Source organism: Streptococcus sanguinis, assembly GCF_003943655.1.
GTDB lineage: Bacteria > Bacillota > Bacilli > Lactobacillales > Streptococcaceae > Streptococcus > Streptococcus sanguinis_F.
Genome location: NZ_RJMM01000009.1, coordinates 1 through 17,366 on the forward strand (window position 1 = coordinate 1; position 17,366 = coordinate 17,366).

At 44.3% G+C, this 17,366-nt stretch carries 19 protein-coding genes; 9 read left to right on the forward strand and 10 right to left on the reverse strand.

The genetic code is table 11. The annotated features are described in order from the left end of the window. From D8886_RS05270 to D8886_RS05280, 3 genes are all read right to left on the reverse strand, one after another. Positions 1 to 159 (reverse strand): helix-turn-helix domain-containing protein (locus D8886_RS05270; RefSeq protein ID WP_142999460.1); only part of this gene is annotated, 159 nt, incomplete at its 3' end. Between the two features lie 139 nt (positions 160 to 298). Next, positions 299 to 829 (reverse strand): TetR/AcrR family transcriptional regulator, encoded by a 531-nt coding sequence (locus tag D8886_RS05275; RefSeq protein WP_004189391.1) that lies wholly within the window; start codon positions 827 to 829, stop codon positions 299 to 301. A gap of 232 nt (positions 830 to 1,061) precedes the next feature. Further along, positions 1,062 to 1,745 carry a DUF4947 domain-containing protein gene (locus D8886_RS05280; protein WP_125434451.1) on the reverse strand — a complete coding sequence of 228 codons (684 nt, stop codon included), beginning with the start codon at positions 1,743 to 1,745 and terminating at the stop codon, positions 1,062 to 1,064. Between the two features lie 373 nt (positions 1,746 to 2,118). Between D8886_RS05280 and D8886_RS05290 the strand changes: the two genes are divergently transcribed. The 3 genes from D8886_RS05290 (at position 2,119) to D8886_RS05300 (ending at position 6,724) form a co-directional block, all read left to right on the forward strand. Continuing rightward, complete coding sequence (locus D8886_RS05290; protein WP_125434452.1) at positions 2,119 to 4,542, forward strand: YhgE/Pip domain-containing protein; 2,424 nt, start codon at positions 2,119 to 2,121, stop codon at positions 4,540 to 4,542. Between the two features lie 189 nt (positions 4,543 to 4,731). Then, positions 4,732 to 5,445: a polyphosphate polymerase domain-containing protein gene (locus tag D8886_RS05295; RefSeq protein WP_125434453.1), complete on the forward strand. Its 714-nt coding sequence runs from the start codon at positions 4,732 to 4,734 to the stop codon at positions 5,443 to 5,445. Between the two features lie 19 nt (positions 5,446 to 5,464). Beyond that, entirely contained in the window at positions 5,465 to 6,724 is a 1,260-nt protein-coding gene (locus D8886_RS05300; RefSeq protein WP_185761255.1) for a carbohydrate-binding domain-containing protein, read from the forward strand. A gap of 79 nt (positions 6,725 to 6,803) precedes the next feature. Here D8886_RS05300 and D8886_RS05305 read toward each other — a convergent pair whose 3' ends face one another. From D8886_RS05305 to D8886_RS05320, 4 genes are all read right to left on the reverse strand, one after another. Further along, positions 6,804 to 7,757 carry a S66 family peptidase gene (locus tag D8886_RS05305; RefSeq protein WP_125434455.1) on the reverse strand — a complete coding sequence of 318 codons (954 nt, stop codon included), beginning with the start codon at positions 7,755 to 7,757 and terminating at the stop codon, positions 6,804 to 6,806. 144 nt (positions 7,758 to 7,901) lie between these two features. Continuing rightward, positions 7,902 to 8,942 carry a DUF4097 family beta strand repeat-containing protein gene (locus D8886_RS05310; protein ID WP_125434456.1) on the reverse strand — a complete coding sequence of 347 codons (1,041 nt, stop codon included), beginning with the start codon at positions 8,940 to 8,942 and terminating at the stop codon, positions 7,902 to 7,904. Then, a complete protein-coding gene (locus D8886_RS05315; RefSeq protein ID WP_125331274.1) occupies positions 8,935 to 9,534 on the reverse strand; it encodes a DUF1700 domain-containing protein in 600 nt (199 codons plus the stop codon). Before D8886_RS05315 ends, D8886_RS05310 begins: the two co-directional genes overlap by 8 nt. Beyond that, positions 9,509 to 9,847, reverse strand: coding sequence for a PadR family transcriptional regulator (locus D8886_RS05320; RefSeq protein ID WP_002913906.1), 339 nt, complete (start codon positions 9,845 to 9,847; stop codon positions 9,509 to 9,511). The genes D8886_RS05315 and D8886_RS05320 overlap by 26 nt, the downstream gene beginning before the upstream one ends. Before the next feature lie 258 nt (positions 9,848 to 10,105). Between D8886_RS05320 and D8886_RS05325 the strand changes: the two genes are divergently transcribed. Genes D8886_RS05325 through D8886_RS05350 form a run of 6 tightly spaced genes read left to right on the forward strand, consistent with a single transcriptional unit; the run spans position 10,106 to position 15,094 of the window. Continuing rightward, a complete protein-coding gene (locus D8886_RS05325) occupies positions 10,106 to 10,237 on the forward strand; it encodes a teichoic acid D-Ala incorporation-associated protein DltX (RefSeq protein ID WP_002894209.1) in 132 nt (43 codons plus the stop codon). A gap of 19 nt (positions 10,238 to 10,256) precedes the next feature. Continuing rightward, a complete protein-coding gene (dltA, locus tag D8886_RS05330) occupies positions 10,257 to 11,807 on the forward strand; it encodes a D-alanine--poly(phosphoribitol) ligase subunit DltA (protein ID WP_125331273.1) in 1,551 nt (516 codons plus the stop codon). Then, on the forward strand, positions 11,804 to 13,048 hold the full coding sequence (dltB, locus tag D8886_RS05335; protein WP_125434457.1) for a D-alanyl-lipoteichoic acid biosynthesis protein DltB: 1,245 nt from the start codon (positions 11,804 to 11,806) through the stop codon (positions 13,046 to 13,048). The genes dltA and dltB overlap by 4 nt, the downstream gene beginning before the upstream one ends. Positions 13,049 to 13,067: 19 nt before the next feature. Then, entirely contained in the window at positions 13,068 to 13,307 is a 240-nt protein-coding gene (gene dltC, locus D8886_RS05340; RefSeq protein WP_002894204.1) for a D-alanine--poly(phosphoribitol) ligase subunit DltC, read from the forward strand. After that, the gene (dltD, locus tag D8886_RS05345; RefSeq protein ID WP_125434458.1) at positions 13,300 to 14,568 is read left to right on the forward strand and encodes a D-alanyl-lipoteichoic acid biosynthesis protein DltD; all 1,269 of its coding nucleotides are present in this window, start codon (positions 13,300 to 13,302) and stop codon (positions 14,566 to 14,568) included. Before dltC ends, dltD begins: the two co-directional genes overlap by 8 nt. Positions 14,569 to 14,608: 40 nt before the next feature. Next, positions 14,609 to 15,094, forward strand: coding sequence for a GNAT family N-acetyltransferase (locus D8886_RS05350; protein WP_125434459.1), 486 nt, complete (start codon positions 14,609 to 14,611; stop codon positions 15,092 to 15,094). Positions 15,095 to 15,124: 30 nt separating this feature from the next. Here D8886_RS05350 and D8886_RS05355 read toward each other — a convergent pair whose 3' ends face one another. From D8886_RS05355 to D8886_RS05365, 3 genes are all read right to left on the reverse strand, one after another. Then, positions 15,125 to 15,952 (reverse strand): Cof-type HAD-IIB family hydrolase, encoded by an 828-nt coding sequence (locus tag D8886_RS05355; protein ID WP_125434460.1) that lies wholly within the window; start codon positions 15,950 to 15,952, stop codon positions 15,125 to 15,127. Between the two features lie 32 nt (positions 15,953 to 15,984). Continuing rightward, entirely contained in the window at positions 15,985 to 16,731 is a 747-nt protein-coding gene (locus D8886_RS05360) for a DeoR/GlpR family DNA-binding transcription regulator (RefSeq protein WP_125434461.1), read from the reverse strand. Positions 16,732 to 16,894: 163 nt separating this feature from the next. After that, positions 16,895 to 17,290 (reverse strand): hypothetical protein, encoded by a 396-nt coding sequence (locus D8886_RS05365; RefSeq protein ID WP_125434462.1) that lies wholly within the window; start codon positions 17,288 to 17,290, stop codon positions 16,895 to 16,897. Between the last annotated feature and the right edge of the window lie 76 nt (positions 17,291 to 17,366).

Below are 17,366 nucleotides of genomic sequence, written 5' to 3' on the forward strand. Positions count from 1 at the left end.
CCCTTTTTTGACACTATCTATTCCGTAGCGATCAATCAATCGAATTAAGTAGTCAAGATTTGAAAGGTTCATCCCATATTTTTCTGAAAGTCGCTTTAAGCTGATTCCTTGTTTTCTTAGTTCATAGATTCGAACTTTATCCTCATAAGTTAATTTCATTTAAAAACACCCCAAAAGTTAGATTTTTTCTGTCTAACTTTTGGGGTGCGGTTCAACAGAACCTCTTTTGGTTTCGTACACCCTGTTTAATTGTTCAAAAATTTGAGTAGAAGTGTGCCCGATGGGCTTAAGCAACTTCTTATATCATTTTTAAAAGAAATTCTGCTATTTGTTCAGGACTTTCTTTTTTCCCTCTGGAAACCCACATCTGGCAGACGCCGAAGAAGGCATTAGCGAGAAAGACTCGGCTGTATTCTTTTTCAAAATGATTGTAAATGCGATTGCTAAAGCGATCCTGAAGGCTATCAGCTAGCATCATCTGCAGCTTATGGCGCAGGAAATTTTGAATTTCTTTCGTTCCGTTTTCTGTCAGAAGAGCAGCTAAAAGCGGCTCTAGCTGGAGGAACTGAAAGACCTCCGTAATCGCAGTTTGAATATCCTCCTGATTGTTATCAAAAATATACCCCAGTTGATGAAAGAGGTTTTGCTGATAACGTTCAATCATATCGTACTTATCCTTGTAGTGAGTATAAAAACTACTACGGCTGATGCCAGCAGCTTGAGCTAACTGGACAGTAGTGATATGGTCGAAGGACTGCTGATGCAGCAGTGAAACCATGGCTCTCTCAATAATAGCCTTGGTTTTTCGGCGTTTATTGCTTTCTAACATAAAATCTCCCTTTGAGGCTAAGCCTCAGTCTGCTCTTCAAACTAATAGCTATCATAGCAAACTACTTTTTCTTTTTCTCCATGTACTATTATATCAAATGTTTTTCAAGTGGAAAAGAGTTAAATTCCGAAAATAGGCATAGATAGGCAAAATTTTATTTTATTAGGTTTCTTAGACTGGTAAAATAATAAAGCCAAGACTTAAAGCAAAGTCTCGGCCTTCGTTTTGAGCATTATTTAAAGTAGAGGTAGTCGGGGTCGGGAGTGACGTAAAGCAACTCACCCTCTTGCGAGAAGATAATAGAAATTTGTTCATTTTTATAAGAGTAAACCGTATAGGTGTTTTGTAACCTTGATGCTTGAGAAATATCAACTACACCTGCTAAGAAAGCACGCGCTTGTTCGGTGTTGATTTTTTGCTCTTGAACCAGCCTCTTCAGATTTTCTAATTCTTTGTTTTGGAAGGTTTCGTATTCAGAAGCGAGGTCGGTGCTTACTTTTTCTGGCTCGCCGAAAATACTTTTAACTTTTTCTTGGGTATATCCTTTAAATTCAGGAATTTGAGCTTCAAAACCCCCAGATTCATATGATTGGTAATAAACCTTGGCATCGCCAGTCGCATAAATCTTATCTTTCTTAGCATGATCGGCATCTTCTGGAAGACCATCTGTGGTTTTTTCTTGTTCTTTTCCGTCCTCTTGATGTTCAGAGCTGCTGGAAGATGAAGATTCTTTTGTTTCAGATTTTTTGCTGTCAAAACTTTTAGACTTGTTGGAGCTATCTTTCTTTTCTAGCTTTCTAGTCTCAGAAGACTGAGCTGGACGATTTGACCTTTGTGGCAAAAACAAACTGCAGGCTGACAGCAGAAATAGTGCTGCAACTAGAGAAAATAAGCTAAATAGTGTTCTTTTTTTCATTGTCTTAAACCTTTCTTTACTATGCTCAATCTGACTTGAGCTATTGTCATGTGAGGCATCTGCTGGTAGCAGTGTTTCACATGGAACCCTATCATCAAGTTAAGAGCTCGATGCTTGCCTCCATTTACCTCGCTTATCATTCTAACATAATACTGATTTTCTGTGTACCTACCTATGGAAGAATACCTTTTATTTACAGATTATTCAGGGATTAAAGACACTAGGACTAACTTATTCCGCTTCTCTACAATCTTTTTAAACAAAATTAGACACGGTGTCCAATTTTTAAAGAATAAACTTGTAATAATTTTCGATTGGTGTATAATCAATTTTATTGAAATTTGGACACTGTGTATAATTTTAGGAGGTAGACATGTTAAGAGAATGGAAAGCTATTTTAAAAAAGCCGACTTTTATCATTGTGATGTTAGGAGTCTCTTTGATTCCTGCCTTGTATAATGTTATTTTCTTGAGCTCCATGTGGGATCCGTATGGAAAGGTATCGAACTTGCCAGTGGCGGTCGTCAATCAGGATAAAGCTGTAACTGCTAGTGGTAAGACCTTGTCTATAGGCAAGGATGTTGTTTCCAGCCTCAAGGAAAATAAAAATCTGGATTTTCACTTCGTCAGTAAAGAAGATGCTCAAAATGGTTTGGAAAAGGGTGATTACTATATGGTTGTGACGCTTCCAAGTGATTTATCTGAACGTGCAGCTAGTATTTTGACCGATAATCCTAAGCAAATGAAGATTGACTATCAAACGTCTAGCGGCCACAGTTTTATTGCTGGTAAGATGAGTGATTCAGCCATGGCTTCTTTGAAGCAGACGGTGGCGCAAAATGTGACGGATACTTATACAAGCGCCATATTTAAGAATATGGGAGATCTAAAAACGGGATTGGTTAAGGCATCTGATGGTGCTCAGCAATTAGCATCTGGCAGTCAACAACTAGGTTCAGGCAGTCGGACAATTGCAGATAACTTAAGAACTCTGAATCAAGCTACGAGCAAATTATCGTCCGGTGCAGCTCAATTTAATACAGGACTACAGACTTATACTGGGAGTGTTGCACAAGTATCGTCTGGACTGGGTAGTTTGTCAAACGGGATACACACTTATGCAAATGGTGTAAGTACTGTGGCCGCAGGTGCAAATCAGCTGTCGGGTCGATCAGCAGACTTATTGGGTGGAGTCCAACAGCTTACTCAGTCAGGAGATGGAGTTCAGGCCTTATCAACAGGTGTAACGAATCTGAACACTGGCTTGGTTACATTAAAGTCATCGGTAGATACAACCTTAGCTAACAATCAGCAAAACGTGAATGATTTGGCAACTGGCTTGACTCAGTTGAATGCTAGTATTCAAGCTGCAGCAAGTGACTCAGCTGTTTCGACAGATAGCATTGAGGCTTCACTGACTAGCATAGCAACATCCGCTCAGGCTATTATCAATAACAATCAGGATGCCAAGGCCGCAGCTTTGGCAAGTGTCCAAGGGACCAGTGCTTATCAAGGGCTTTCTAGTGAGGCTAAGGCTGAGATTGATGCAGCAGTCGGTGCTAGTCAAGCAGGAAGTAATCAATCTGCTCAGGCAATTTTATCAGAAGTTGATACAATGAGGACTTCTCTTGAAACTATAAAAGGCGCTAGTCAAACAAAACTTAGTCAGTTAGAAGGTGCATCAAATCAAGTTCTGCCACAGGCAGCTAACATGATTAATGGCCTTTATAATGGCTTATCAACGGTGAGTACTGGCCTCGGTTTAGCAAGCGGAGGAGCCAATCAACTAGTCGCAGGTGTAGACACCTTAAATGATAAACTAACGACTGGCGCGACACAATTGGAACAAGGGGTGATAAGTTATACCAATGCAGTTGGTCAGCTATCTGAGGGAACATCAGCTTTGGCAAGTAAGAACCCTGATTTGCTAGCAAATACAACAAAATTAGCAAACGGGGCTGCCCAATTAACAGATAAATCACCAGAATTGACCTCTAGTTTCGGGAAATTAGCAGATGGGACCAATCAATTAGCGAGCGGCACAGAAAAGCTGGCTGATGGCAGCAGTGCTTTAACAGATAATCTCTCTAAACTTACTGTGGGAACGAGTGATTTGTCCAATGGCCTCTCAGATGCAGGCGATAAATTGTCAACTGTTTCAACCAAGGAAGACAATGCAAAAACTCTAGCAGATCCTTTGACACTGAGCAAGACAGATGAGAACAAGGTGGAGAAAAACGGCATTGGGATGGCGCCTTATATGATTTCAGTAGCTTTATTTGTGGCGGCTATTTCAACTAACATCATCTTTAGTACACTTCCATCGGGTCAAGAACCTAGGACGAAACGAGATTGGCTGAAGGCCCGTATAGAGGTAAATGGAGTCATTTCTGTCGTGGCGGGTGTTTTGGTCTATGGTGCTGTGCACTTGATAGGCCTATCTGCTAACCATGAGTGGGCAACCCTTGGTTTGATTGTACTAGCCAGCATGACCTTTATGGCTCTTGTAACCGCTTTGGTTACTTGGGATAGCAAGCTCGGCGCCTTTGCCTCTCTGATTCTTTTGCTCTTACAGCTGGCTTCTAGTGCAGGAACCTATCCGCTGGAGTTGACTAGTAAGATTTTCCAAGTTATCAACCCTTGGCTGCCAATGAGCTATTCTGTATCGGGCTTACGCCAAACGATTTCCATGAATGGCCAAATAGGTACTCAGGTGATCTTCCTTGCTTTTGTTTTAGTTCTTTTCATGGCACTTGGTACTCTGGTCTATCGAACAGATAAAAAACAGCTAGCTTAGGGCACGTGCTTTTATGAATCTGTAAAAATGTAGATGAAAAGTCTATCTGTAATTCGTTTACTTTTTCTCTAATCAACATCTCCTGAAAAGGGAGATGTTTTGTTTTCTTTAAGTTTTCTTTATCTTTCTTTTAAGTTTTCATCTTTAAAATTGCATTACATTTAAGAAAGATAGAAAGGGGAGAAGCCCATGGCAGAAAAATTTTTTCAAAATCATTTTCAGCGCTTTGAAACCAAATACATCATTTCCAAGGAAACCTTGCTGGATCTATTGCTAGAGTTTGAAGGCTATCTGGTGGAGGATGAGCGAGCTTATTCGACCATTAACAATCTCTACTACGATACGCCGTCCTATCAGCTCATTCGTGAGTCCTTGGAAAATCCTCATTTTGACGAGAAGGTGCGCTTGCGGACTTATCAAGAGCATCCGACCGAGAATAGTCAAGTATTTTTGGAAATCAAGAAAAAGACTGAGAATCTGGTCACCAAACGCCGTCTTGCAGCAGATTTGCTGGCAGCGGAAGCCTATCTGGACGGTGATTACAGTCAGCTGACTGACCTTCAGATAGATAAGGAAATGGTCTGGCTGACCCAGCATTTTGGCAATATTCAGCCTATGATGTATATCGGCTACAATCGTTATTCGATGAAGGGGATTGAGGATGAGCGGATTCGGATTACCTTTGATCACGACCTGACCTACCGTCCTTATGATCTGAGTCTCTTGGCTGGTCGCCATGGAGATCATCTCCTGCCAGCCAATCATGTCATTATGGAAGTTAAGATTCCAGAAGCTTGTCCGCTATGGCTCAGCGAGATCATGGATCGCTATCAGCTGTCTCCTAGCTCTTTCTCCAAATATGGCTTTGCTTATAAAAAAGCAAACTGTATCAGCAGCAAATAAAATAGATAGGAAAAGAAAAATGAAACAATCAAAATCAACCCTTAAAAAAATTAAATTGATGATTCCACTGGTCTTGATGACAGCAGTGCTGGGTGCTTGCAGCGCAAACGCCAGCAGCTCTACAGCTTCAAGCAGCACTCAGACTGCTAATGCTACAAGCACCAGTCAGACTAAGACCAATACTTCTGATTACTTTGCCTCAGAGGATTCAGACGCTTCTTATGATGAGTCCAAGGCGACGACCATCAGCCTGAGTGGCTCCAGTGCTAAGACCTCTGGTGACGGCGCTAGTGTCTCCGGCTCTACTGTGACAATCTCTGAGGCTGGGACCTATGTCGTTTCCGGAACGAGTGAAAATGTGCAGATTGTCGTCAAAGCAGGTGATAGCGACAAGGTTCAAATCGTCCTAAATGGCGTAACCATGAGCGGGACAGACGCAGCTATTCTGGTAGAAAATGCGGGTAAAACAAGCCTGACTTTGGCTGACGGCAGCCAAAACACCATCTCAGATTCATCTAATCACAGTAATACGGATGCAGATGCAGCTATCTATAGTAACTCTGATCTGACTCTCAATGGATCTGGAAGCCTGACAGTTGACGGCAAGTATGAAACAGCGATTAAGTCTGAGCAGACCTTGCGGGTGACAAGTGGTACCTATACGCTCAAAGCAGCTAAGCATGGTCTGTCAGCATCTTCAGCCATTAATATCAAGGACGCTACTATCGATATCACAGCGACAGAAGATGCCATCCACGCGGACAATGATGAAGATACTTCTCTGGGGAATCTCTATATCCAGTCCGGTACCATCACGATTAATGCAGGTGATGATGGTCTGCACGCGAGCAATATAGCTTTGATTGATGGTGGGACTATTACGGTTTCCAAGAGTGTAGAAGCTCTGGAAGGAACCAATGTCACCATTAATGGCGGCAAGCTGGATCTTTATGCGACAGATGATGGTATCAATGCAGCTAGTGACGTAACTGGAGCTGATATCTTTATTAAGATTACCGGTGGCGATATCAAGGTCGAGGTCGGTGAAGGCGATACCGATGCTATCGACTCCAACGGCGATGTCATTATGTCAGGAGGAAACTTAGACATTACTTCTACGGTATCTGCCTTTGACTTTGACGTAACGGCCACCTACACTGGCGGTACCATCACGGTCAATGGTGAAAGCCGGACAGAAATCACTGCCGACGGACCTGGCGCTGGTGGACCCGGTGGCGGCGGTGCCCCAGGCGGCCAAGGCGGTTTTGGTGGGCGATAAAAAAGCCGGCAAGATAACAATGAAATAGTGTCTAATGAAAGAGAAGAATCCTCATTCCAGCTGGAATGAGGATTTCTTGCTATTCATCAATTCTGATAGACATCTTCTCCGTATCCACGGTCACTTGAGCACCGATGGTAATGGTAAAGAGTGGCTGAGTATGAGCAAAGTCCAAGTCATAGAGGACAGGAATTTGTTTGAGAATCGGATGTTTATCCAAGATATAAAGGAGCAGCTCCTCTGTCATCTGGCATTCTTTTGGGAAGCGGCCGATGAGAAGAGCCTGCGGATTGGGATAGACCTGAAGGAGGGCAGCTAGATTGCGGTCAAATTCCACATAATCATCTTCCTCAGCCTCTTCAACAAAGAGGACATAGTTTTCATCTGTCGGGGCATAGGGGGTGCCGCGTAGGAGTGAGAAGGTGGAGAGATTGCCGCCGATAGCAGTGGCTTGGGCTTGCCCGTGGTGATAAACTTTCCACTCAGTTTCATGGAAGGTCAGTGGGGCATCGGGCAGATACCAAGCATTGTCGCCCCATTTTTCACTAGGAGTCAATTCATAAGAAGTCGGGCTGACGGCCTTGAGCCAGCTCTCGGTCTGATAGTCCTGCAGGGCATCCATCTTAAAGCTGGAGTAAGACGGTCCCATGTAGGTTTTCATGCCGGTCTTACTATAGATAGCGTTGAGCAAGGCTGTTGTGTCTGAGTAGCCGCAGAAAATCTTAGGATTTCTAGCAATCAACTCAAAGTCCAGATAGGGCAGGAGCTCATTGCAGTTGAAACCGCCGATGGTGGCCAGGATGGCATCAACGGAGTCATCTGAAAAGGCAGCATGGATGTCTGCCACCCGGCTTTCGATGGAGGCAGAGCCTAATATATCATTTTCCAGATAATGTTCCGAAAAAGACACGGTAAATCCTAGCTTTTCCAAGCGCTCCTTGGCGGCTAGATTGGCCTCAAAGCCACCGATGTGTTCAATTGACGCCGAGGGGCTGACGACCCGAATGTGCATACCAGGTGTGAGTTTTTTCATAGGAACCTCCTTGTGATAAATTTTTATAGAATATCATAGCACAAAGGCCAAGGCCTGTAAAGCAATCTTAGGGTATTACGGGAATTTTTATCAAAAAAGGGAGCCGCTGAGGACTCCCTGATTGTATATATTCTTTTCTATGATTTATTCGCTGAGCTTAATGCTACCGCTTTGGGCGCTGGCAGTAAGTGTAGTTGTCGGATTTTCGACTTTACGGATGGCAGAGTCGCCAACATCATCGCCTTTGGTGTGCTCTACATTCATACCACTAGGGATGTCAATTTCACCTAGATCTGTTTTCAGATCAAAGGATAGCTGCGACAAACTGCCAGAAACCAGATGCAGATTAATATCGCCCAATTGGTCAGTGATAGAGATTGTACCAGCTAATTCCAATTGTTCGGAGTTCAGTGAGCCGCTTGAGATTTTCAGAGTGCTGTCGGAGATTTTGCTCGAGTTTAGGTTGACATCTCCCAGAGAGTTTGCTATTTCGCCCGATGCGAACTGGCTGTTGCTCAGAGTGATGGTACCCGAAGAAGCATTGATTTTTCCAGAGTTAATCTGACTGTTATTAAAGGAAATCTCTCCCAGAGAGTTCTTAAATTTACCAGATTCGAATTGGCTATCATTCACAGTCAACGAGCCATTGGATAGAGAGAAGTCAGCATTTTTGGCTGATAGATTGGACAGCGTAACATCTCCTAATGACGAACTGCCGCTGAATGTCTCAAGCTTGGTCCCCTTAGGCAGGGAAAGCTGTACAGTACGCTTCCCCTGAGATTCTTGGTCAAATAAGCTGAGTAAAGAGCGGATGCCAGCGCTTATGTGGAAGGAGCCTGCACCTTCTTCCTTGATGTTTAAGTTTCCGTTTTCAGAACTTGTCGTGATTTTTCCAAGCGAGCTTCCATCAATCTGATAGTTACCATCGCTTTGGTAATAGGTCAAGTGAGCCTTGTCATCAGGAGATTCGCTGATGACGAGGTTTCTAGCTGCTAAATTAATATTTAGGGAAGAAAGATCAGAGAAACTTTCTTCTTTTTTCGTTAGTTTTACCTTGCTTTTGGCAGAATTGACCAAGTCGTTGACACCGCCTGTAATGGAGCCGATAGTTGTCAGGGCTCCACCAAAGAGGCAGGCTAAAATAGCTGCGGATAAAAGAGGTTTTTTCAATTTGATGTTAGCCATGACGTGCTCCTTTCTTTGCGAAAAGTTGAGCTAGTTTGACAAAGCCAGCCTTGCCAAACTGAGTAACAGGAGAAATGCCTGCGTAGAAGATGCCAGACAGTCCCAGAGCTAGAACACTGAGCCCCAGAGTGAACAGGAAGGCCGGGATCGATGTCGTCAGTCCCACTGTCAAAGTGTCCCAGATCAGGCTGATGCCAAAGATAAAGAATGCAAAGGCGCCTATAGCCATGACTAGAGCAAAGATAAAGACTAAGAGGAAGAAAACGAAAGTCAAAAGTGCTGCTACTATAAAGAGCGGAATAGCCAAGGGTGCTGCCAAAATGGATAGGATAGCAATCTGGACGATGTTCTTAGTGTTTTTTGATGAACTGCTGTCTTGATTATCTTCCTCGACTTTTTTGTCCAAAAGATTCAACATAATCTCGTGGGCCGCTTCCTTTGGGCTGCCTAGCTCAGCAATAGCGGTTTCCTCGCCCTCTGGGCCTACCTCGTCGAAGTATTCAGTGAAGTAATCCATAGCTTCCTGATAGTCCTTGCGTGGCAGTTTTTTCAGATATTTTTCTAGCTCAGCTAGATACTCGGTTCTTGTCATGACGGATGCTCCCTTCTATGATACCGCTGATGGTCGTAGTATAAGTTTGCCACTCTTCTTTTAGAGTGAGTAGATGTTCATGCCCGTAGGCAGTGAGTGAATAGTATTTTCGTTTTCGTCCTTGGTACTCCTGCGAATAAGTCGTGAGGCAGTCATTTTGCTCCAGCTTCTTCAGAATAGGGTAAAGTGTTGATTCTTTGATATTGGCAATCAGCTTAATCGTTTGGCTGATTTCATAACCGTAGGAATCGTCTTTTTCAAGGATGGCTAAGATGAGAAACTCAATCAAAGCCGATGATGTGGGGAAAGACATAGGACCACCTCCTTGTGTAAAATATTTATATATAATCTTTCTATATATAGTCTACAACCTCTTAGGAAAAAAGTCAAGCAAAATATATAAAATTTTTATATATTTTTTGAAAATGCCTTTTTATGGTTATTTATAAGGTGCATCAAAGTACCTTTCTTCCTTATAAGAACTTTACATCTTCCTTAGCTTTTGTGTTGAAAACATCTTCCATAAAATGGTAAAATGGTGTAAGTCTAACTAAAAATATAAGAGAGATCTATGAAAAAACATCAAACCCTATATAAATTTTTGGGCCAAACCCTACTATATTTTGTTATCTTTCTGGCCTTACTTTATTTCTTTAGCTATCTGGGTCAGGGTCAGGGTGGCTTTATCTATAATGAATTTTAATGTGAGAGAGTAGGAAATAATGTCAAATAAAGTGATACATGATATGATTGAAGCGATTGAGCATTTTGCTCAGGTGCAGCCGGATTTTCCGGTCTATGATATTTTAGGTCAAGTTCATACTTATGGCGATTTAAAGAAGGATTCCGATTCGTTGGCGGCTCATATTGACCGTTTGGGACTTCCTGACAAGTCTCCGGTTGTGGTCTTTGGCGGTCAGGAATACGAAATGCTGGCTACTTTTGTGGCCTTGACCAAGTCTGGTCATGCCTACATTCCTATTGACAGCCACTCAGCCTTGGAGCGCGTGGCAGCGATTGTGGAAGTTGCTGAGCCAAGTTTGATTATTGCCATCAATGATTTTCCGCTGGCAAATGTAGCAGCGCCTATTTTTAGTGCGGAGCAAGTTCAGACAGCCTTCAGAGAGGGAGCGTCCTATGAACTGAGCCATCCGGTGCAAGGAGATGATAATTATTACATTATTTTCACATCGGGAACGACTGGTAAACCTAAGGGAGTGCAGATTTCTCACAATAATTTGCTCAGCTTTACGAATTGGATGATTACAGATAAGGAGTTTGCGACTCCGGCTCGTCCTCAAATGTTGGCTCAGCCGCCTTATTCTTTTGACTTGTCAGTCATGTACTGGGCGCCGACTTTGGCCTTAGGAGGGACTCTTTTTGCCCTACCTTCGGCTGTGACTCAGGATTTCAAGCAGCTGTTTGAGACGATTCTCAGTCTGCCTATTGCTATCTGGACTTCGACACCTTCCTTCGCGGATATGGCCTTGCTGTCGGATGACTTTAACAGCCAGAAGCTACCTCAGCTGACACATTTCTATTTTGACGGCGAGGAGTTGACAGTCAAGACAGCTCAGAAGCTGCGCGATCGCTTCCCTCAAGCTCGCATTATCAATGCCTATGGTCCGACTGAGGCAACAGTGGCCCTGTCTGCAGTAGCAGTGACAGATGAGATGCTGCAAAATTGCAAGCGCCTGCCGATTGGCTATACCAAGGCGGACTCTCCTACCTTTGTCATTGATGAAGAGGGACAGAAGGTACCGAATGGCCAGCAGGGAGAAATCATCGTCTGCGGTCCAGCAGTATCTAAGGGCTATCTGAATAATCCTGAGAAGACAGCGGAGGCTTTCTTTAAATTTGAAGGTCTGCCAGCCTATCATACGGGAGATGTCGGCTCAATGACAGATGAAGGTCTGCTGCTCTACGGTGGCCGGATGGACTTCCAGATCAAGTTTAATGGTTTCCGTATTGAGCTGGAGGATGTGTCTCAGAACCTGAACAAATCGAAATACGTTGAATCTGCAGTGGCTGTGCCCCGCTACAACAAGGACCACAAGGTTCAAAATCTGCTGGCCTATGTCATTCTCAAAGACGGTGTGGCTGAGCAGTTTGAGCGAGAAATCGATATTACCAAGGCAATCAAGGAAGATCTGCAGGATATCATGATGTCCTATATGATGCCGTCCAAGTTCCTCTATCGAGAGACCCTGCCTCTGACTCCAAATGGCAAGATTGACATCAAGGGGCTGATTAGCGAGGTCAATAAGCGATGATGGATTTCTTGAAACAGCTGCCTCACTTGGAACCCTACGGCAATCCAGTTTACTTTGTCTATATCGTTCTAGCAGTTCTGCCAATCTTTGTTGGACTTTTCTTTAAGAAACGTTTCCCCCTTTATGAAGCCTTGGTCAGTTTGGTCTTTATCATCCTGATGCTGACAGGTCCCAGTCTGGCGCAGCTTTGTGCTCTGCTGGGCTATGTTATCTGGCAGATAGTCTGGGTTTATTCATACAAGTTCTATCGCCGGTCGCGGGACAGCAAGTGGATCTTTTATCTGCATACCTTGCTGGCGGTTCTGCCGCTTGTGCTTGTCAAGGTAGAGCCCGCAATCAGCGGCCATCAATCTCTCTTTGGCTTTTTGGGGATTTCCTATCTGACCTTTCGCTCGGTAGGGATGATGATTGAGATGCGGGATGGAGTTTTGACAGAGTTCACACTCTGGGAGTTCCTGCGTTTCCTGCTCTTCATGCCGACCTTTTCGAGTGGCCCCATTGATCGTTTCAAGCGTTTCAATGAAGACTATTTGAACATTCCTGAGCGAGATGAGCTGCTGGATATGCTGGAGCAGTCTGTCAAGTATATCATGCTAGGCTTCCTTTATAAGTTTATCCTGGCACATATCTTTGGACATCTCTTGCTGGGGCATGTCAAGACCTACGCTCTCTATACCGGCGGTTTCTTTAATCTGGGAACTCTGGGCGTCATGTATGTCTTTGGTCTGGATCTCTTCTTTGACTTTGCCGGTTATTCGATGTTTGCGCTAGCTATTTCTAATCTCATGGGAATCAAGAGCCCTATCAACTTTGATAAGCCCTTTCTCTCACGCGATTTGAAAGAATTTTGGAATCGCTGGCACATGAGTCTGTCCTTTTGGTTCCGTGATTTTGTCTTTATGCGGCTGGTCATGGTCCTGATGCGCAATAAGGTCTTTAAAAACCGTAATACAACATCCAGTGTGGCCTATCTGATCAACATGCTGATTATGGGCTTCTGGCATGGTGTAACCTGGTACTATATCGCGTACGGTCTCTTTCATGGAGCTGGCTTGGTGGTCAATGATGCCTGGCTGCGCAAGAAGAAAACGCTAAACAAAGAGCGCAAGGCTAAGGGGCTTCCGCTTCTGCCAGACAACAAATGGACTCAAGCTTTGGGGATTGTGGTGACCTTTCACGCAGTCATGTTCTCATTTTTAATCTTTTCTGGATTTTTAAATGAGCTTTGGTTTAAAAAATAAAAATGAATGAGGAAGAAAAATGGATATAAAAGCAGAAGTAATTGAAATTATTGAAGAACTATTTATGGAAGATGTGTCAGATATGATGGACGAGGATTTGTTTGACGCTGGTGTCCTAGACAGTATGGGAACGGTCGAGCTGATTGTTGAGCTGGAAAACCGTTTTGATATTCGCGTGCCAGTGTCAGAGTTTGGCCGCGATGACTGGAACACAGCCAACAAAATCGTTGAAGGTGTAACGGAGCTTCGCAATGCTTAAACGACTCTGGCTGATTCTGGGGCCGGTTTTCTGCGCCATGGTCATGGTTGCCCTGCTCTTTTTCTTCTATCCGCTTGATAAAAAGCATGATATAAAAGCAGAGAAGCGCTCGGCAGTGACCCTGACAGCAGAAAACTTCAAGAGCCGCAGTAAGAAAGTGACAGCCTTGACCGATAAGAAGATGCGTTTTGTTCCCTTCTTTGGCTCTAGCGAATGGCTGCGCTTTGATAGCATGCATCCGGCGGTCCTAGCTGAGAAATACGACCGCTCCTATCGGCCTTATTTTCTAGGTCAGCGCGGGGCAGCATCATTTAATCAGTACTTTGGTATGCAGCAGATGTCCTCTGAGTTGGAGGGGCAAACGGCGGTCTATGTAGTGTCGCCCCAGTGGTTTACCAAGACTGGCTATGATGCTTCGGCCTTTCAGCAGTACTTCAACAGTGATCAGCTGACGGCTTATCTGTCTCAGCAGCAGGGAGATGCGGCGGCGCAATATGCAGCCCAGCGCCTTCTGCAGCTTTATCCAGATGTTGCTATGGCAGAGAGCGTGCAGAAGCTGTCTGAAGGTAAGAAGCTGAGCAGCTTTGAAGAGCGCCATATTGAGATGATGGCTCATCTTAATGAGCGCCAAGATGCTTTTTTTAGCAACTTTGCTGCCCTTAATAATGAAAATTATGACCAGCGAATTTTGCCTTATATGGCTGATTTGCCAGACACCTTCTCCTATCAGGCTTTGGAAGAGATTGCCACAGCAGAGGCCAAGAAGAAGACCAGTAACAATCAATTCGGCATAGACAATCAATTTTACAAGACCCGTCTGGCTGGCAAGGTTGCCAAGCTCAGAGGTTTTCAAACCAAGCAATCTTATGAAAAATCCCCTGAGTACAATGACTTGCAGCTGGTTCTGGACCAGTTTGCCAAGTCAAAGACCAATGTCATCTTCATCATTCCACCGGTCAATTCTAAGTGGATGGAGTATACAGGACTTAGTCCTGAAATGTACCAGCGGACGGTTGCCAAGATTCGCTACCAGCTGGAAAGTCAGGGTTTTACCAACATTGCTGACTTTTCTAAGGACGGCGATAAGCCTTACTTCATGCAGGATACTATTCACATGGGCTGGAATGGCTGGCTGGCCTTTGACAAGGCGGTTGATCCTTTTGTGGCCAATCCACAGCCGGCGCCAAACTACCAGATCAATGACCGCTTCTTCACTAAGGAATGGTCTCAGTATACTGGCAAACCAGAAGAATTCAAATAGGGTTGGGACTTTCCAGCCTTATTTTTATAAAGGAGGAAAGATGAAAATTCGTTTGTCCCAAACAGAAGATATCCCAGCTATTATGGCGATTTATGATGTGGCCCGTCAGTTCATGAAAGACCAGGGCAATCCGACTCAGTGGGATGGAGGCTATCCCAGCGCGGGCTTGATTGAGGAAGACATAGCGGCTGGCCACTCCTTTGTTGTCGAGGAAGGAGGGCAGCTGGTCGGCACCTTTGCTTTTATCATTGGAGAAGACCCGACCTATCAGGTCATCGAAAAGGGAGCCTGGCATTTTGCGGAGCTTTACGGCACCATTCACCGCATCGCTTCGAACGGACAAGTCAGAGGTCTATCCCGTCAGGTCTTTGATTTTTGCTGCCAGCAGATTCCCTATTTGCGAATCGATACCCATGAGGCTAATCAGCCTATGCAGGCAGCAGTGCTGAACTACGGGTTTAGGGAGTGCGGCATTATTTATGTGGCAGACGGCAGTCCTCGCCTGGCTTATGATTATCATCAATAAAAAAATCTGCCCTTGAGCAGATTTTTTGCGTTATATCAAAACATACTTTTCTATAGCTTCCGCGACCCCGTGCTCATTGTTGCTTTTGGTCACGGCTTTTGCCTCGATTTTGACTGCTTCAGGAGCATTGCCCATAGCGACTCCGAGTCCAGCCAGCCGCAGCATAGGAAGGTCATTGAAGTTGTCTCCAATTGTCATGACCTGCTCTAGTGGCACTTGGTAGTGCTGGGCAATTTCGTACAAAGCTTGCTCCTTGGAGACATGCTTGGCCGTGACTTCCATGTAGTTGTCCTTAGAGAGGTAGAAGGCTGTCTTGGGAAAATCCAAGGTCTGTAGGTAGTCATGGAGTTTCTGGATGACAGGCGCTTGATCAATGAGAAGTAGCTTGTGGACGGGTATTTGCGCATCTAGTACTGGCATTAGTACATTCTGAATCATCGGCTGCTCCCCTGTAATAGCAGCCTCTATCTGCACCCACTTATCCAAACGGTCGGCAATCCAATCCTTACCGGAATAGAGATTGATGGACACGCTAGGAAATTCAGCCTTGACCAGTTCCAGAAAAGTGCGGATTTCTTCCTTATCTAGAGGGTGTTCGATAATGGTCTCATAAGCTTGCGGGTCTCCCTTGATGACCAGAGCGCCATTGTAGCAGGCCAGCGGATTATCTCCCAGTCCCAGCTCACGCGCAATGGGCTCCATGCCTAGAGGAGAGCGGGCAGAAGCGAGGACGAAAGGGATTTTTTCTCGGTTTAGCAGGGGAATCATATCCTTGAGCTTAGGATCCACTTGGTGCTGATCGTCCAAAATGGTGCCGTCAATGTCGCTGATAATCAGGCGAATCGCTTGTTTTGTCATGGGTCGTCCTCCTTTGTATCGAATGAACTGATTTAATAAATGATTTGAACCTTGTCTCCAAGCAATTTTTGGACTTCTGGGCTGGGCTCTTGGTCCGTAATCCAGTAGTCAAAGTTGCTGACAGGACCCAGGATGTACTTAGACTCTTTCTGCCATTTGTCTTGCTCGGCCAGCAGAATCTTAGTCTTGGCGTGCTTCAAAGCCAGTCTTTTCAGGTGAGCATCGGCCTTGTCTTCGAAGCTGACTAGACCATCAGAGACACTAGCTGCACCGATAAAGGCAATGTCAAAGGAAATTTGCTGCAGCAGCTCTGCTTCATTGAGCGCGTAGTAGAATCGGTTTTTGGGATAAAATTTCCCACCTAAGAGGTGAAAGTCCACTTTGTCCTGAGTGCTCAGCATGATTGCATTATCCAGAGAATGGGAGTAGATTGTCATAGGCTCCTTGATGCGCTGAGCCAGATGGAGAACGATGGTTGAGACATCAAAGAAAGCTATTTGCCCCGGCTTGAGAAAGTCGTGGGCCTTCTGAGCAATAGCCTTTTTTTCTTGACTTAGTTGGTTGATACGGTCGTTGAAGGAGGGGATTTGCCGGCTAGTATCCAGCGGGATAATGCCTCCGTGGGTGCGCTGCACAAGCCGACGCTCGCTCAAAATCGAAAAATCTCGCCGAATAGTATCTTTAGAAACCTGAAAATGCTCAATCATATCCTTGGCTGACAGCTGTTTTTTCTCAGCCAAGAGCTCTAAAATTTCAGCTAAGCGTTGTTCTTGGTACATGGTTTTCCCTCCTTGCTTTTCTAAATAGAGTATAACACGACGGATAAGTTTTTACAAGTCTTTTTAATGTTTTACAAGTTTTTTGAAATACACAGGAGAAAATCAAAAAAACCGAGTAACTCTCGGTTTTTATTATTTATAATAATCGAAATATGTTTTTCAATTAAGGTGTTTGGATATTGACAGATCCATCGCTGCCGACCTTAACATCAATACCGCCGCCTTGAACATGAACGCCATCTTCATTTACGCTAACCCCAGCGTTGTCAGTTTGTACATTAGCACTACCGTCTCCGTTAGTTTCAACAGAAGCATCTCCGCTTTCGTCTCCGCCATTTACATTAACGCTAGCATCTCCGCCGTTTACGTTGACTTTGGCACTACCGCTTTCTTCAGATGTGCTGCTAGAGCTTGTCTTAGCCTTAGATGAAGAAGATACGCTTGAGCTTGAACTTGAGCTTTCTTCAGTCTTCTTATCTGCAGAATTTCCGCAAGCTGCCAAAAAGAAAAGTGCAATTAGTGGTAATAAAAATAAAGAAATTTTAGATAATTTTTNCATCTTACCCCTCCTTCTAGTATAATATTAAACAAATATTTCATTTGAAGCAATGAAAAACCGGATTGATACATAAATA

Excerpts from the sequence above, each read along its gene's own strand:
- dltC (WP_002894204.1), top strand. The coding sequence starts at position 13,068 with ATGGATATAAAAGCAGAAGTAATTGAAATTATTGAAGAACTATTTATG.
- D8886_RS05305 (WP_125434455.1), bottom strand. The coding sequence starts at position 7,757 with ATGAAAAAACTCACACCTGGTATGCACATTCGGGTCGTCAGCCCCTCG.
- D8886_RS05325 (WP_002894209.1), top strand. The coding sequence starts at position 10,106 with ATGAAAAAACATCAAACCCTATATAAATTTTTGGGCCAAACCCTACTA.
- dltD (WP_125434458.1), top strand. The coding sequence starts at position 13,300 with ATGCTTAAACGACTCTGGCTGATTCTGGGGCCGGTTTTCTGCGCCATG.
- dltA (WP_125331273.1), top strand. The coding sequence starts at position 10,257 with ATGTCAAATAAAGTGATACATGATATGATTGAAGCGATTGAGCATTTT.
- D8886_RS05280 (WP_125434451.1), bottom strand. The coding sequence starts at position 1,745 with ATGAAAAAAAGAACACTATTTAGCTTATTTTCTCTAGTTGCAGCACTA.
- D8886_RS05300 (WP_185761255.1), top strand. The coding sequence starts at position 5,465 with ATGAAACAATCAAAATCAACCCTTAAAAAAATTAAATTGATGATTCCA.
- D8886_RS05320 (WP_002913906.1), bottom strand. The coding sequence starts at position 9,847 with ATGTCTTTCCCCACATCATCGGCTTTGATTGAGTTTCTCATCTTAGCC.
- D8886_RS05295 (WP_125434453.1), top strand. The coding sequence starts at position 4,732 with ATGGCAGAAAAATTTTTTCAAAATCATTTTCAGCGCTTTGAAACCAAA.
- D8886_RS05350 (WP_125434459.1), top strand. The coding sequence starts at position 14,609 with ATGAAAATTCGTTTGTCCCAAACAGAAGATATCCCAGCTATTATGGCG.
- D8886_RS05310 (WP_125434456.1), bottom strand. The coding sequence starts at position 8,942 with ATGGCTAACATCAAATTGAAAAAACCTCTTTTATCCGCAGCTATTTTA.
- D8886_RS05275 (WP_004189391.1), bottom strand. The coding sequence starts at position 829 with ATGTTAGAAAGCAATAAACGCCGAAAAACCAAGGCTATTATTGAGAGA.
- D8886_RS05290 (WP_125434452.1), top strand. The coding sequence starts at position 2,119 with ATGTTAAGAGAATGGAAAGCTATTTTAAAAAAGCCGACTTTTATCATT.
- D8886_RS05360 (WP_125434461.1), bottom strand. The coding sequence starts at position 16,731 with ATGTACCAAGAACAACGCTTAGCTGAAATTTTAGAGCTCTTGGCTGAG.
- D8886_RS05355 (WP_125434460.1), bottom strand. The coding sequence starts at position 15,952 with ATGACAAAACAAGCGATTCGCCTGATTATCAGCGACATTGACGGCACC.
- D8886_RS05315 (WP_125331274.1), bottom strand. The coding sequence starts at position 9,534 with ATGACAAGAACCGAGTATCTAGCTGAGCTAGAAAAATATCTGAAAAAA.
- dltB (WP_125434457.1), top strand. The coding sequence starts at position 11,804 with ATGATGGATTTCTTGAAACAGCTGCCTCACTTGGAACCCTACGGCAAT.